Origin of the sequence: Thermococcus thioreducens, assembly GCF_002214545.1 — an archaeon.
Lineage (GTDB): Archaea > Methanobacteriota_B > Thermococci > Thermococcales > Thermococcaceae > Thermococcus > Thermococcus thioreducens.
The window spans coordinates 519,169-534,119 of the sequence record NZ_CP015105.1 but is presented as its reverse complement, the minus strand read 5'-3'; the positions used below and the strand labels follow the sequence as shown (position 1 = coordinate 534,119).

The window sequence follows — 14,951 nt, the reverse complement described above, 5'->3', positions numbered from 1 at the left end:
AGCGTTATCTTCTTTTTCTCAGGGAAACTAACAAGACAATTATTATAACAGCAAGAGTAATCAGAGTAAAGGGTGTTGAAAACCCATTACTCTCCGAATTTCTGGATAACGCTGAAAGCATTTCAGGGGTTATGTCACTGAATTTGCCATTTTCAAAGAAATATGCCCTGTTTTCATTAAATACCACCACTCCTCCACAGCAAAATGATAGCTTGTACTCATGATTTTTAAGAGCATTTGGAAGGTCAATGCCCTCTCCTGATGTGAGGTCAAACATGTCAGTGGAGTTAAAAAGAAAGACTGAATTTTCTCCAGAGACCACAAGCATGCTTCCGGACTCAACCTTTAGCGCTGGGAATCCCTTTAGCTCCCCTGTATTGACCACTTTAATGTAGCCGTTTCTAACTTTCAGGGAACTGAGGTGGACGAGTGAAAAATCCCTGAGTTCAAATAGATTGAGCAAGATGTGGGTTCCCCTGTTAGCAGGAGTTCCTGAAAGGATATAACTCCTATTGAAGGCCGTTACCGGATAAAGCGTTGCGTAGCCTTCAAACGTATGTATCTTAATGAAATCGGTGCCGTTATATAACCAGACAATAGAAATTGAATCATTACGCGTATCTCTGTCAAAAAGTACCGGTTTTCCGACCCACACCTTAGGGGGATACGGCCCTTCCCCCAGTTCTCTTTCTCCAAATCTCTTATTGTAGATTAAAACCAATGAAGAGTCCCTGATGGCAAATATCCGAACCCACCCCGTATCTGCAGATACTGTAACCAAGGTTTCATTGCCATTAATTACTAAGCCCGCGGAATATATGCCCGTTTTGCTGAAGTTGTACTCGTCGAGTAGCTTCCCGCTTTCATCGACCAAGTATACAAGAGGCCCTCCAACGAGCCAGGCGTTGAGTGCTGGAATCCACATCGCCGGTCCGGAGACGTTCAAGGGGATTAGATTTTCGTCCTTCAGAAGGTAGTACTTAAAGATAAAATTACATTCCCCGGTGTTAAGGTCGTCGTTGGAATCCTGCATTATAAACGTCAGGAAGTACTCCCCGCCATTCCACTTAACATCCAAATCATTGTCGGTGCACAGACTCCCTCCAGTAAAAGTTTCAATAAGCCTGAGCTTGCCTTTGTGATACGTATAAAGCTCAACAGTCCCCCTCTCTCCTTTCTGAAGGAGCCAGTATTCACCGTTCCAGTGCCGCACTTGATAACGACTTAAGGTAAGGTTAAGCCGTTCGGCTTCGAAGGAGTGGCCATTGTAGACTACACTGTAGAGCTCCTCAGAGGTCTCATTAAAGACCAGAAAAGCAATCTTTCCCTCAGCAGAGTAGGCATCCAGGATTTTCAGATCATCGCCCTTACCCCATACCGGGATAGACCCGATGAGCAAAAATAATAGAAACAAAACCGGTAACTTTTTAGAACCTACCACTCTGGACATTGATTTCTCACTCCATCAATATTGTTTATATTAGCATTGTAGTAGTATGCTCTTTGAGACCATATAAATCCAGTGGCTCTTTTTTGAGCTTCGACGTAATCACATGCTTTATGTATCAATTCTGGATATAGGTTGATAGTCCCATCAACTTCCATTTCTATATATCCATTTAGGGATATCCCATATCCATCTCAGGATCTCAACTAGTGCATCAATACCCCTAGTCGGATCCAGATATGGATATTCCTCTGGAGATCCTTCTAAATCTCCAGTATAGTAATCTCTCCATCTCTGATAATAATGAGGCTGAACAAAAACAAATGTAAAGTAGTTTGCCAATAATTTTATGTTAGTGTTATCAAGATTCAGTTTATCGTGAACATATGGTATCCAAATGAATTGTTGCCATTTGTTTTTAATATAATCGGAGATTTCTTGAATATCTTCTTCATAAACAATCCCATCACTAACCTGCCAAGGATATTCAAGATACCAATAGAAACCCACTTGGTAGCCACTCGTGTTATTGTATACTCCATCAACCCATCCTTTCCAATATTGGATTCCTCTAACTCCCCGGGTCTTGCTCTCGTCAATAAGAACTGGAATCACAACTAGGTAATCAATTCCCCTCAATATTGAATCTACCCATCTTCCAAGAGATGCCCCATCTTGATATCCATCATTGTAAGAATACCCACTAAACGGAATATTACCATAGAGCAAGTTTCCATTTTCATCTTTTGCAGAAGAGTGTAATGCTACTGCATAGGTGAAGCCTCTGTCTTCCAACTGAGAGGGTGTCCCTGCAGAGGGAAATGTTCCATAACTCCCATTTTGTGCTTTAAAATACCACAATCCATATGTTGCCATTATATCACTTCAATCTATAGTTCTTAATTGTAACTATTTAAACTTTTTGACTTTTTACACTATTATTGGTATTAATGGAATTTTATCTTGTTATTCTGGTTTAGTTTGACCGTATAAAATCCCACAAATAATACACATCTCAAAGATGCCTAACACATTAATTCGCAATCAAAGATCAGACAATAACAGAAAGAGGACGGGGAGAAAACTTCACTTGCCCTTGCCCTTGTTGGCCCTTATGCTGGGCCTGACCTTTTCAGCTCCTTTGCCCTTGTTCCTAAGTCCCCTGCTCTTCCTGCCTGCTGAAGTGAGTCCGCGGAAGACCCTGCCCTTGTGGGCCTTGCCTGCTATCCAGGCGATCTTCGGGTCGCTCTTTATGACCGGGTGGTGCGGGTCGACCATTATGACCTCAAACCACCTGTACATTCCGTCCTCGCCGACCCAGTAGCTGTTGAGGACCTCAAGGTTGGGGAACTTTCTGGCCGCCTTCTCCTCGGCTATCCACTGGAGGCTCTTCTTCGGGCTGTACTTGACCTGACCCATCTTGCTCGGCTTCCTTCCGCCCTTCCACCTGGGCCTCTTCCTTCCGCCCTTCCTGACTCTGACTCTAACCATCACGTAGCCCTGCTTGGCCTGATAGCCGAGGCTCCTTGCCCTGTCAAGCCTGGTCGGCCTCTCAATCCTAACGACGACCGGTTCTCTCCTCCACTTTATCATCCTGACCTTGAGAAGCTCCCCGACGTAGCTCTTCTTGGGGCTCTTCCAGGCTTCCCTAATGTACTTGTACATTCCCATCTTGCTCCCTCCTTCCGTGTTTGTGGTTCTCCCTTACGGGAACATCCCGCGGGCCTGGCCCGCCCAGTCGGTCGAGGTTCGAGGTTGAGTTTTTAAGCCTTGCGGAGTAGTTAACGTGGTGAACCCAATGCGCCTTCAAAGACTCGTATCCCTCATGAATGAGAAAAACTTCGACGGTGCTCTAATAAGCCCCGGGACGAACCTCTACTACCTCACGGGGCTGAGTATACACGAGGCAGGCGAGAGGCTCACGGTTTTGGTCGTAAGCGCCGACGGCGATTACAGGCTCCTAGCGCCGAGCCTCTACGAAAACGTTGTCAGGGACTTCCCGGTTACGTTCTGGCGCGACGGGGAGAACCCCTACGACAAGCTCGCCTGGATTTTAGCGGAGCTTCATCTATCAGACGGCAGACTTCTGATAGAGGACACGATGCGCGCCGACTGGCTGATGAACGTCATGAAGCTCGGTCCCTTCGAGTTCTATCCCTTGAGCTCGCTCGTGAGGGAGCTCCGCATGAGGAAGGATAAGCACGAGATAGAGATGATGGGACACGCCGCCAAGGCCGCCGACAGAGTCTTTGATGAGATCCTGAGCTGGGATCTAGTGGGAATGCGCGAGCGGGAGCTTGCCCTTAAGATAGAGCTGGCATTGAGAGAGCTCAGCGATGGAATATCGTTCCCACCGATAGTAGCGAGTGGAGAGAACGCGGCCAATCCCCACCATGAGCCCGGTGAGAGAAGGCTCAGAAAGGGGGACATGGTGATACTCGACTACGGTGCGAGATGGAAGGGCTACTGCTCGGACATCACAAGGACAATAGCCCTCGGCAGGCCGAACGAGAAGCTCGTGGAGATTTACGAGGTCGTCAAGGGGGCACAGGAGAGAGCTTACAGAGCTGTCCGTGAGGGAGTTGAGGCTAAAGCGGTGGACAGAGCGGCAAGAGAGGTCATAGAGAATGCCGGCTACGGCGAGTACTTCACCCACCGGACGGGACACGGTCTTGGCCTGGACGTCCATGAGGAGCCGTACATCGGCCCGGACGGAAACGTGATCCTCGAAAACGGCATGGTCTTCACCATAGAGCCAGGAATCTACGTCCCCGGCCTCGGAGGGGTTCGCATAGAGGACGACGTTGTTGTCCACGATGGAAAAGGAAAGAGGCTGACGAGGGCGGAGAGGGAGCTGATCACGATTGGGTAGGATTGCAACTGCCACACGGCGCAGTGGGGATAATGAAGAATAAAAAAGAAATGCAACCACATTACCATTATCTCTCTCTTCTTCTCACAAGTGGAACCATGATAAAAAAGAGCATGAAAGCTGGTCCACAGATGCCGCTACCTGTGGTGCTTGTTGTCTGGGTCTCAGTGATACCTGTTGTGCTTGTTGTAGTAGTTCGGGTTTCCGGCGGTTTTTTAACATTTAATGTGAAAGTCTTCTCGTCTCCTTTAATCCACTTGCCATTATCCAAGTAAAAAACTTGGACCTTGTAGGTGTACTGCCCGGCATCTACTGGAGCAGTGAATTTAGCGATAAGTGATAACCCTCCAGGCCCTGCATTTACGACCTCTTCTGTACTCCAGACTTCAAAGGATCGTAGTATCTTAACAAGCACTTTTGAATTCGCGGAAAAGTTGTACTGGATTTTTATTGGAATTGAAATCTCCCCACCGGCATAAACTTGAAGCGGCGGTGAATAATCCCACACTAATGGCGATCTGGAGAAGAAGTAAACCATTGAGTAGGATCCTACTGCAACATAATTCCCGTCTTCAGACATGGAAACACTGTAGACACCATCGCCGGTATCATAACTCCACAGTAACTCTCCCTCCCTGTTAAAGAGATATACTTTGTTGTCCCCGGAGCCTGCCACAATGTAAGAACCATCCATGGAAATAGAAACACTGTAAACTCCCCCGCCGGTTTTGTAACTCCATAATAATTCTCCAGTCTTGTTGAGGAAGTAAACTCTATTACTATACGAACCTGCTGCAGTGTAATTTCCGTCCGGAGATATAGAAACGCTGAGGATGGGATAACCAGTTGGGTATTTCCACAATAGCTCTCCATCCCTGTTGAAAAAGTAGATCCAGTGATCATAAGAGCCCACTCCAATATACGAGCCGTTGGCGGATATTGAAACACTCGAAATATGACCATTGGCTTTGTAACTCCACAACAACTCTCCATCTCGATTGAAGAAGTAAACTCTGCCATTATCTGAGCCCGCTATGACATAACGTCCGTCTGAGGAGATGGAGACACTCCTAACCCGACCTCCAGTTTCATAGCTCCACAATAACTCTCCCCTGCTATTGAGAAAATAAACATTGCCCTTTGAGCCTGCCGCAATGTAGGAACCGTTTGCTGAAATAGAAACGCTATATACTCGACTACTGGTCTCGTAATTCCACAGCAATTCACCTTGCCGATTGAAGAAGTAAATCTTGTTATCCGCCGAGCCAACTGCAACGTAAGAGCCGTTCTTTGAAATAGAGGCGCTATAGACATAGTTGCCAATCTTGTAATCCCACAACAGTTCTCCATCCTTGTTAATGAGGTAAATCCTCAGGAATGCCCATACTGCAGTGTAGTTTCCGTTCGCTGAAAGAACAACACCTTCCACCCACCCCCGGGGTGATGTGTTGGTATCCCACAGCAAGGTACCATTCTCACTAAATAAATACACCTTGTCAGAGGATATTGCTACATAGTTCTCGTCTACGGAGATATAAACACTCCAAATATAGTCTCTGGCATCGTAACTCCATAATAACTTACCCTGCCGGTCAAAAAGATAAACCTTGCTATCTAACGGGAATATCACTGCTATATATCTTCCATCAGAAGACATTGAAAGCCCGTTATGAAGTGAATATTTTATACTGTGAACCTTCTCTCCCTTGTAACTCCACAATAACTTCCCATCGCTGTTAAAGAAGTAAATTTCATTACTGAACTCGAGACCCACTGCAACATAAGAACCATTTGCTGAAACGGAGACACTGTAAACCCTGTCATTGGTTTTGTACTTCCACAGCAATTCACCTTGCTGGTTAAAGAAGTAAACATCATCCCAAGAGCCGACTACAACGTAATTCCCATTCGCCGATAGGGAAACACTGTACGCTTCACTACGAGTTTCGTGACTCCATAACAGTTCTCCATTCCGATTGAAAAAGTAAACTTTGCCATAATAACTTTCTGCCCCACTTTTCCAACCGGAGCCCACGACAATATAGGATCCATCACGGGACATAGAAACACTCCAAACAAAGCCCTTAGTCTCATAATCCCATAATAGTTCTCCATTTTTGTTGAAAAAGTAAACCTTATCTCCAGACCCCACTACAATGTAAGAACCGTCTGAAGAGACAGAAACATCGTATACCCAGTCACCCACATTGTAACTCCACAACAACTCACCGGCCATGTTAAAGAAGTAAATCTTGTTATCTGGTGAAGCGGAACCTGCCACAATGTAGCTCCCATCTGCCGAAGTAGAAACTGCTGTAAAGAAACCATCAACGTTATGGCTCCACAGAGGTTCTTTTTCTACCACCTGGGCTTTCACCTCAGTCGGTACTAACGTTACCAGCAATAGTACGACAAAGATCCAACCAAGTATTTTCCTCACATTGATCCCTCCCGCAGATTAATTACATCGCGATGACAAGATATCTTTTTAGCATATAAGAAGATTTTGTTTAAATTGCATCAATAAATAAGTACACTACGTTCTTTAAAGGGAATGACAATTTCTCAAGGATGTAACATTGTTAAAAGGCCCGATCATTGTCTTGTAGACAATCCACTTAGCACCCAAAACCTTAAATACTCAAAACCGTTATTCGGTGCGATGCCAATGAGGGGGGAGTGTCTTCTCCATCGCTGGAATCGCAACCGTGCCTGATTTCCCGGATAACCCCCCTATTCTGGAGTATCGCTCACGCTCTTTTGAAAAAATTCTGAGGAGGTATCGCCATGGCTGAGCTTAACTTTAAGGCCATTGAGGAGAAGTGGCAGAAGCGCTGGCTGGAGGAGAAGGCCTTCGAGCCGAAGGCGAATGAGAAGCCCAAGGAGAAGAAGTTCTACATCACGGTCGCCTTCCCGTACCTCTCGGGGCACCTTCACGTCGGCCACGCAAGGACCTATACGATCCCAGACGTCATAGCGCGATTCAAGCGCATGCAGGGCTACAACGTGCTGTTCCCCATGGCGTGGCACATCACAGGAGCGCCGATAGTCGGAATCGCCGAGAGGATAAAGCAGCGCGACCCCAAGACGATACACATCTACCGTGACGTCTACAAGGTGCCTGAGGATGTTCTCTGGAAGTTTGAAGACCCTAAGGAGATAGTCAAGTACTTCATGAAGGCCGCGAAGGAGACCTTCATCAGGGCAGGCTTCTCCGTTGACTGGACGCGCGAGTTCCACACGACGAGCCTCTTCCCGCCCTTCAGCAAGTTCATAGAGTGGCAGTTCTGGACGCTCAAGGACAAGGGACTGGTCGTCAAGGGAGCGCACCGCGTGAGGTGGGACCCGGTCGTTGGAACTCCCCTGGGAGACCACGACATAATGGAGGGGGAAGATGTCCAAATACTCGATTACATCATCATCAAGTTCATCCTGGAGGAGAATGGTGAGGAAGTCTACATGCCTGCCGCGACGCTGAGGCCTGAAACAGTATACGGCGTCACCAACATGTGGCTGAACCCCGGGGCAACCTACGTGAAGGCCAGAGTCAAGCGCGGCGAGAAGGTCGAGACGTGGATAATCAGCAGGGAAGCAGCGTACAAGCTCTCCTTCCAGGACAGGGAGATAGAGGTCATCGAGGAGTTCAGGGGTGAGAGGCTGATCGGAAAATACGTGAAGAACCCCGTCACCGGCGACGAGGTCATAATCCTGCCGGCTGAGTTCGTTGACCCAGACAACGCGACCGGAGTTGTCATGAGCGTTCCGGCCCATGCCCCCTTCGACCACGTCGCCCTCGAAGATCTTAAGAAGGAGACCGAGATTCTGCTGAAGTACGACATCGACCCGCGCGTGGTCGAGGAGATAAGCTACATCTCTCTGATAAAGCTTGAGGGCTACGGCGACTTTCCAGCTGTGGAAGAGGCAGAGAGGCTCGGCGTGAAGAGCCAGAAGGACGTTGAGAAGCTTGAAGAGGCCACCAAGAACATCTACAAGGCCGAATATCACAAGGGAGTCTTCAAGATAGAGCCCTACGCCGGCAAGTCCGTCCAGGAGGCGAAGGACCTGATAGCGAAGGAGCTCCAGGAGAAAGGCATCGCCGAGATAATGTACGAGTTCGCCGAGAAGCCGGTCATCTCGCGCTTCGGCAACCAGGCGGTCATCAAGATAATCCACGACCAGTGGTTCATAGACTACGGAAATCCCGAGTGGAAGGAGAGGGCCAGGGAAGCTCTGGCGGAGATGACAATATACCCCGAGAGCAGAAGGGCCCAGTTCGAGGCGGTGATAGACTGGCTCGACAAGAAGGCCTGCGCGAGGAAAGTTGGATTGGGAACCCCGCTCCCGTGGGACCCGGACTGGGTCATCGAGAGCCTGAGCGACTCGACTATCTACATGGCCTACTACACCATAAGCAGGCACATGAACAGGCTACGGGAAGAGGGTAAACTCGACCCGGAGAAGATTGACAGGGAGTTCTTCGACTACCTGTTCCTGGAGGAGTTCAGCGAAGAGAAGGAGAGGGAGCTGGCCGAGAAGACCGGAATTCCAGCCGAGGTTATCCACGAGATGAAGGAGGAGTTCGAGTACTGGTACCCGCTCGACTGGCGCTGCTCTGCCAAAGACCTCATCCCGAACCACCTGACGTTCTTCATCTTCAACCACACGGCCATATTCAGAAAGGAGCACTGGCCAAGGGGCATCGCCGTCAACGGCTTCGGAACGCTCGAAGGAACGAAGATGAGCAAGAGCAAGGGCAACGTGCTGAACTTCATAGATGCCATCGAGGAGAACGGTGCCGATGTGGTGAGGCTCTACATAATGGGTTTGGCCGAGCACGACAGCGACTTCGACTGGCGCAGGAAGGAGGTCGGCAAGCTCAGGAAGCAGGTCGAGAGGTTCTACGAGCTGGTGAGCGAGTTCGCGGGCTATGAGACAAAGGAGGATGTCGAACTCAAGGACATAGACAGGTGGATGCTCCACAGGCTGAACAGGGCCATCGAGGGAGCCACCAAGGCCCTGGAGGAGTTCAGGACGAGGACGGCCGTGCAGTGGGCGTTTTACAGCGTCCTCAATGACCTGCGCTGGTACATGAGGAGAACCGAGGGCAGGGACGACGAGGCCAAGCGCTACGTCCTGAGAACGCTGGCGGATGTATGGGTCAGGCTCATGGCCCCGTTCACACCGCACATCAGCGAGGAGCTCTGGGAGAAGCTCGGCGGAGAGGGCTTCGTCAGTCTCGCCCCCTGGCCAGAGCCGGTTCCGGAGTGGTGGAACGAGACGGTCGAGGCCGAGGAGGAGTTCGTAAAGGCCCTCATCGAGGACATCAAGGAGATTATCAGGGTAGCGAAGATAGAGGATGCCAGGAGGGCCTACATTTACACCGCCCCGGAGTGGAAGTGGCGCGTTGTAGAAGTGGTCGCGGAGAAGAGGGACTTCAAGTCAGCCATGGCAGAGCTCATGAAAGACCCAGAGATGAGGAAGCACGGTAAGGAGATCAGCAGGCTGATACAGAGACTTATTAAGGAGAGAGCCTTCGACGTCAAGCGCATCAACGAGGAGAAGGCCCTGAGAGAGGCGAAGGAGTTCATAGAGAAAGAACTTGGCATCGAGATAATCATCAACCCAGAGGAAGACAAGGGAGGAAAGAGGAAGGCCGCGATGCCGCTGAAGCCGGCGGTGTTTGTGGAGTGAGGATTCTTCTTTAATTTATTTTACAGGCATTTGTCCATTTGAAATCTTTCTTTGGGTTTCCAAGTAACCTCCTAAAAATCCAACAACAATGCCACCAGCTATCCAGTGTCCCAAGATGAACATAATTGGTATAATAGCAACCATAGGATACGTGATAATAGACGCCAACTTCAGATCCAAGATAGATAATGTTCCACGCCTAAACACAGACATGCCCATTAACGTAATAATCGACGAGAACACTGCATCGCAGTATTCATTCTGAATTTCGAACCAACTACCCGCAGCATAAATAATAGCGCCGATAACAGCTCCCAAAAAAATAATTATAAACAAATCTCCCAAAAAAGTTAGAAGAACACTGTGTCTATTCATCTCCCGTCACCTTATATCCTTTTTTTACTGCTATCTCTTTTGACTGTTTAAAGATAACCTCTATTTTGTTATTTCTATGCCTCTTGTATCCAGTCAGGATAAGTAATTCTTTGTCACCTACATTTTTAGTTTCCACTATAATGAAATCTGGACGATGCTTTGAAAGCATTAATGTCTTCATAATGGTCTTTTTGAGGTAGCTTATCTCTGGGAAAGTGAAAGTGGCATACTCTTCCACATGGTCCCTAGAAGGTGTTGACACAGGAACCGCAGGCGAAGAAACTGAGGGGCCAAGAACAAAGAGGTCAAATGAGCTTGTAACAGTCTTTGTTTTGAAGTATATTGGAGTATTAAAGATTTTCTAGCCTCTTAACGAACAAATCAAGAGCACAGTTATACGTAACCCTGTGAGTTCCACCAACATAGTTATACCGAACTTTAAGCCATGGAGCAGGCAAACCAAAGTAGTAGTCGTATGGACTGTGATCCCCAGCTTCAATTCGTTCTTCAACAAACCATTTGTATGTTTGGGGATGTGTTATAATTCCACGGCCCCAATGATCTGAAATCGTCAAATACTTACCGGGAACATAATATATTCTAACACCCCATGCATCGTAAGATTGTCCAGACAAGAATTTCCAAGAGCAATAGAAGTAATCTTCCCACCCACCATAGACGACTTCCCCTCTTTTATGAGAGAACTTCAAAGAGAAAACATCCCCCGCGCTTGCACTTCCTGCCGTCATTCCGATCATCAGCAGTCCCAACAGGGCCGCGAACAACGGCTTCCACTTCACATGGTTCACCTCCATTGGTTGTCTGCAATGTCTGCTATGCAACTGTTCCTTATAAATTTTTTCTTTTACTATAAGTAAGATTTCTTCCTTTTTTTCGAGTATAAGTTTATTCTAACCATGATTTTTTCTCTTAGAACGAGTCAAAAGAAGCCCGAGTAAAAGAGTTGCATGACGACGCAATCATGCAATATGTAACTAAGATGATGACTCACCAGCGTCAGAGGCCACAATAAGAAGAATTTCAACCCTGCCATTAATTCAATCACATCTTATAAATCTTTTTCTCCAAAAAAGCCTTAAAGAGAACGTTTTTAACATTTTTCGGTGTTTTCCATGCCTGCTGGAGAGGAAAGGTTTAAGAGAGAAATCCTTTCAAGAATTCCGCTTCGAAACGAGCCGCCTTTACCACCAGATTGGTTGCATGTGGAAATGCTCGAACGCTTCCGCGTCCTTCAGTTTGCGCCGATTAGAGAGGGCATGAACGTGCTTGAGGTAGGTTGCGGTGCACATGCCCTAACAACTGTTCCTTTAGCATATTCCGTTGGAGAAACCGGCCGCATTGTTGCCGTTGATCTGAGCAGGTGGCGCTTCTTCGAGGAAGTGGCATCCTCCACCGGAATGAAGCACCGGATAATCCCACTTAAGGTAGACGCGAAGGAGCTGCCTTTTCCGTTTAAGACCTTCGATTTAGCCGTTCTCGTTCATGGAGTTAGAAGCCTGAAAAATGAGGAAACGATGGTTAGGGTCTTCTCCGAGATGCTCCGCGTGGCAAACATGGTTTTCATAGCGGAGAGTCTCCCCATAGCGAACAACGAGAGGCAAAGGGCACATCTTGAGCTCTACAACCTGCGCGAGGATATCTTTGAGGCGCTCTTCGGCGAGAAGGACGACCTGCACTATCTCCACTGAAAAAGCTGAAAGAGCTGGTGAAAACGGCAGGTGGAAAGATAACCGAAAGCGGAACCTTTGAGCCGGGCCTGCCGCACTACTTAGCCTACATCCCGCGGGAATACGTGGAGCAGATAAAAGACGAGAAAAAGCGCGCCGAACTTCTGGAGCGCTGGGATAAAGCACATGAAAAGTGGAAGAAGGGGACGGAGCATCCTCCTGTGGGATGGTTCTGGCGGAAAAAGAGGAGTAAAGCTCAGAACTCCCTCTCAACCAAAAACTCCGCCAAAAGCTCCAAATCCTTCCTAGCCTCGCTCTCCGGGAGAACCTTCAAGGCCTCGTTTGCCTCCCTGACGAGGTTCTTAGCGTATTCTGCGGCGTAATCGATGCTGCCGTACTTCCTGAGGAGCTCGATAGCTCTGGCAACTTCTTCCTTGACCTTCTCGTCGTGGATGAGCGCGTCGCCCTTGGCGTCGCCGGCGTACTTGCCGAAGACCTTCAGGAACTCGGCCTTGTCCTTCTCAGTTGCATTGTCAAAGAAGTGGCCCACTATGAGCGTCTTCTTGCCCTTCCTGATGTCGCTACCGACGGGTTTTCCGAGCTTCTCCTCGTCGGCTATGAGGTCAAGAACGTCGTCCCATATCTGGAAGGCTATTCCAACGTTCCTCCCCCACTTCGAGAGCGCCTGAATGTACTCCTCGTCCTCAGTTCCAACGATAGCGCCTATCGTTGCGGAGCCATCGAAGAGCGCACCCGTCTTGCCGCTTATCATCCTGAGGTATTCATCAACTGTGACCTCTTCCCTCGTCTCGAACTCGATGTCGAGGGCCTGCCCCTCGCAGAGCTCGTTGGAAGTCTGGACGAGGACTTCTAAAATCCTCGCCTTTTTCTCTGGGCTGACCTCCGCTTTAGCTACCGCCTCGAAGGCCTTGGAGAACAGCAGGTCTCCGGCGAGGATTGCCATGTTGACGCCCCATATTTTATGGACGGTCGGCCTTCCGCGCCTCAGCTCGTCCATGTCCATTATGTCGTCGTGAACCAGCGAATAGTTGTGGATGAACTCGACGGCGGCCGCTGGATAGAGCGCCTTGACTGGATCGCCGCCGACGGCTTCAGCCGCCCTCAGGACGACGAACGGACGAACCCTCTTTCCGCCCGCGAGTGGATAGTGTCTGGCTGCATCATAGAGCTTATCCGGCTCTTTTTCAGGGATGAGCTCGAATATTGCCTTATCAACGTCCTTTGCGGTCTCTTTAACCCTTGCGAACAGCTCATCGTACTTCCCCATTCTATCACCCCGTGAGTGATGAAAACAACCTAAAGGAAAAATAGGGCAACGGTTTATCAGTTTTGCCCTCGACGTTCAGCGTATTTCGACCATGTAGCCGTTCCTCGACACGAAGACGTCCCTGCCTATCAGGTAGCCTTCCTCCTCGGCCAGCTCCGCGTAGTGGGTCAGCATTCTGAACTCACCGTGCGCTGGAACTATGTTCTCCGGGTTCAGCATTCTGATGAGGTAGCGGTGGTCTTCCCTGCTGGCGTGGCCGCTGACGTGGAGGTCTTTTATCATTCTGACTCCCTTCATCTTGAGCTTCGTCTCGAGGACGTAGCGCTGTGCCCTGTTGAGCGGGTTGGGTATCGTTCCGGCGGAGAAGACGACCGTATCGCGCTTGCCGATGTCGTATAGCTCCCCGTTGGCCATCCTCGTAAGGACTGCACCGGGCTCCCCCTGGTGTCCGGTGACTATCAGCAGATAGTTCTCCCTTGCCTGAGAGACCTCCTTGAGAACCTTCCTGACGGCGTTTGGGCTCCTCACGGCCTTCGCTCCCTTCATCTTGATGAGACCGAGCTGCTTGGCTATTCCGGTGTACTTGGCGAGCGAGCGGCCGACCAGAACGGCCTGCCTGCCCATCTTGTTGGCTATCCAGATGAGCTCCTGAAGGCGAGAAATGTGGCTGGCGAAGGTCGTAGCTATAAGCCCGTCCGCCTCCATGCCCTCGTAGAGGAAGAAGTCCTCAAGGAGCATCTGTGCAACGGCCTCGCTCGGCGTCTTGGTTGGTTCAGCGACGCGGGTTGATTCCGCTATGAGGACCTTGACGCCCTCCTTCCCGAGCTCCTTCAGGCGTTTGTAGTCGGGCCTCTCCCCGAGGGGGTTGTTGTTGTCGAACTTGAAGTCGCCCGTGTGGACGACCGCGCCCTCAGGGGTGTGGACAACCACCATCGCGGACTGCGGTATTGAGTGCGTTATCTGGACGAACTCTATAGCCAGGTTCTCGCTCACCTGGACTATCTCGCCGTACTCGGTCTCGTACATCGGGTTCTTGACCTCGAAGTACTGCTCGCTCTTGACCTCGCCCTTCGCGAGCTTTATCGTGTAGGGCGTGCCGTATATTGGGACGTCCGGGTAGTGGGGGGCGAGCTTGGCGACCGCCCCTATGTGGTCGAGGTGACCGTGGGTGAAGGTTATGGCGACAACCTTCTTGTTTCTGATTGAAGAATCGTCAGGAATCGCACCGAGCTTCTGGAGTTCCTTCGTGGGGAACTGCTGGATGTTGACGTCCTCATGGATGAGAACGCGGTCAAGCCTTATCCCCATGTCGATTATAACGACTTCCCCGTTGTACTCGACGGCTGTCATGTTCTTGCCGACTTCCTCGTAACCGCTAACTGTGTGGATTTTTATCATGTCTATTCCTCCTTACGCCCCCAGGCCTCTCCTGAGGCGTGGGGCTGCGTTGGTCTTAGTTGTGGGCAGGGGTTTAAAAAGGTGTGCATTTTCAAAGCAAGCAACTATCTTACTAATCCCCATAACATTTTCAGACCACGGGCGAGGCTTTCAAAATGCAGTAAAGAAAAGAACGGTAAAGAACCCATGCTG

General features: G+C 49.4%; 12 protein-coding genes. 3 read left to right on the top strand and 9 right to left on the bottom strand.

The window, feature by feature from the left end:
• Positions 1 to 4: 4 nt before the first annotated feature.
• The 3 genes from A3L14_RS02960 to A3L14_RS02950 form a co-directional block, all read right to left on the bottom strand.
• The gene (locus A3L14_RS02960; protein ID WP_055430089.1) at positions 5 to 1,450 is read right to left on the bottom strand and encodes a hypothetical protein; all 1,446 of its coding nucleotides are present in this window, start codon (positions 1,448 to 1,450) and stop codon (positions 5 to 7) included.
• 144 nt (positions 1,451 to 1,594) lie between these two features.
• Entirely contained in the window at positions 1,595 to 2,323 is a 729-nt protein-coding gene (locus A3L14_RS02955) for a hypothetical protein (protein ID WP_055430090.1), read from the bottom strand.
• Positions 2,324 to 2,533: 210 nt separating this feature from the next.
• A complete protein-coding gene (locus A3L14_RS02950; protein WP_055430091.1) occupies positions 2,534 to 3,118 on the bottom strand; it encodes a 50S ribosomal protein L15e in 585 nt (194 codons plus the stop codon).
• A gap of 127 nt (positions 3,119 to 3,245) precedes the next feature.
• Here A3L14_RS02950 and A3L14_RS02945 point away from each other — a divergent pair, with 127 nt between their 5' ends.
• Entirely contained in the window at positions 3,246 to 4,319 is a 1,074-nt protein-coding gene (locus A3L14_RS02945) for a M24 family metallopeptidase (protein ID WP_055430092.1), read from the top strand.
• Between the two features lie 67 nt (positions 4,320 to 4,386).
• Here the strand turns inward: A3L14_RS02945 and A3L14_RS02940 are convergent, their stop codons facing one another.
• The gene (locus tag A3L14_RS02940; RefSeq protein ID WP_055430093.1) at positions 4,387 to 6,759 is read right to left on the bottom strand and encodes a DUF5711 family protein; all 2,373 of its coding nucleotides are present in this window, start codon (positions 6,757 to 6,759) and stop codon (positions 4,387 to 4,389) included.
• A gap of 347 nt (positions 6,760 to 7,106) precedes the next feature.
• Between A3L14_RS02940 and leuS the strand changes: the two genes are divergently transcribed.
• Positions 7,107 to 10,010 (top strand): leucine--tRNA ligase, encoded by a 2,904-nt coding sequence (leuS, locus tag A3L14_RS02935; RefSeq protein ID WP_055430094.1) that lies wholly within the window; start codon positions 7,107 to 7,109, stop codon positions 10,008 to 10,010.
• Between the two features lie 15 nt (positions 10,011 to 10,025).
• On the opposite strand, the gene A3L14_RS02930 is transcribed toward leuS, so the two are convergent.
• The 3 genes from A3L14_RS02930 to A3L14_RS02920 form a co-directional block, all read right to left on the bottom strand.
• Positions 10,026 to 10,385, bottom strand: a complete 360-nt coding sequence (locus tag A3L14_RS02930; protein ID WP_055430095.1) for a hypothetical protein — start codon at positions 10,383 to 10,385, stop codon at positions 10,026 to 10,028.
• Positions 10,378 to 10,623 carry a hypothetical protein gene (locus tag A3L14_RS02925; protein ID WP_055430096.1) on the bottom strand — a complete coding sequence of 82 codons (246 nt, stop codon included), beginning with the start codon at positions 10,621 to 10,623 and terminating at the stop codon, positions 10,378 to 10,380. The genes A3L14_RS02930 and A3L14_RS02925 overlap by 8 nt, the downstream gene beginning before the upstream one ends.
• A gap of 112 nt (positions 10,624 to 10,735) precedes the next feature.
• The gene (locus tag A3L14_RS02920) at positions 10,736 to 11,185 is read right to left on the bottom strand and encodes a hypothetical protein (protein ID WP_055430097.1); all 450 of its coding nucleotides are present in this window, start codon (positions 11,183 to 11,185) and stop codon (positions 10,736 to 10,738) included.
• A 333-nt stretch (positions 11,186 to 11,518) separates the two neighbouring features.
• On the opposite strand from A3L14_RS02920, the gene A3L14_RS02915 reads away from it, so the two are divergent.
• Positions 11,519 to 12,094 carry a class I SAM-dependent methyltransferase gene (locus A3L14_RS02915; protein WP_232473402.1) on the top strand — a complete coding sequence of 192 codons (576 nt, stop codon included), beginning with the start codon at positions 11,519 to 11,521 and terminating at the stop codon, positions 12,092 to 12,094.
• A 235-nt stretch (positions 12,095 to 12,329) separates the two neighbouring features.
• On the opposite strand, the gene A3L14_RS02910 is transcribed toward A3L14_RS02915, so the two are convergent.
• Entirely contained in the window at positions 12,330 to 13,361 is a 1,032-nt protein-coding gene (locus A3L14_RS02910) for a polyprenyl synthetase family protein (RefSeq protein ID WP_055430098.1), read from the bottom strand.
• Positions 13,362 to 13,436: 75 nt separating this feature from the next.
• A complete protein-coding gene (locus A3L14_RS02905) occupies positions 13,437 to 14,759 on the bottom strand; it encodes an RNase J family beta-CASP ribonuclease (protein WP_055430099.1) in 1,323 nt (440 codons plus the stop codon).
• Between the last annotated feature and the right edge of the window lie 192 nt (positions 14,760 to 14,951).

Coding starts and splice junctions, on each gene's coding strand:
- A3L14_RS02960 (WP_055430089.1), bottom strand. CDS start 1,450: ATGTCCAGAGTGGTAGGTTCTAAAAAGTTACCGGTTTTGTTTCTATTA.
- A3L14_RS02955 (WP_055430090.1), bottom strand. CDS start 2,323: ATGGCAACATATGGATTGTGGTATTTTAAAGCACAAAATGGGAGTTAT.
- A3L14_RS02950 (WP_055430091.1), bottom strand. CDS start 3,118: ATGGGAATGTACAAGTACATTAGGGAAGCCTGGAAGAGCCCCAAGAAG.
- A3L14_RS02945 (WP_055430092.1), top strand. CDS start 3,246: ATGCGCCTTCAAAGACTCGTATCCCTCATGAATGAGAAAAACTTCGAC.
- leuS (WP_055430094.1), top strand. CDS start 7,107: ATGGCTGAGCTTAACTTTAAGGCCATTGAGGAGAAGTGGCAGAAGCGC.
- A3L14_RS02930 (WP_055430095.1), bottom strand. CDS start 10,385: ATGAATAGACACAGTGTTCTTCTAACTTTTTTGGGAGATTTGTTTATA.
- A3L14_RS02915 (WP_232473402.1), top strand. CDS start 11,519: ATGCCTGCTGGAGAGGAAAGGTTTAAGAGAGAAATCCTTTCAAGAATT.
- A3L14_RS02910 (WP_055430098.1), bottom strand. CDS start 13,361: ATGGGGAAGTACGATGAGCTGTTCGCAAGGGTTAAAGAGACCGCAAAG.
- A3L14_RS02905 (WP_055430099.1), bottom strand. CDS start 14,759: ATGATAAAAATCCACACAGTTAGCGGTTACGAGGAAGTCGGCAAGAAC.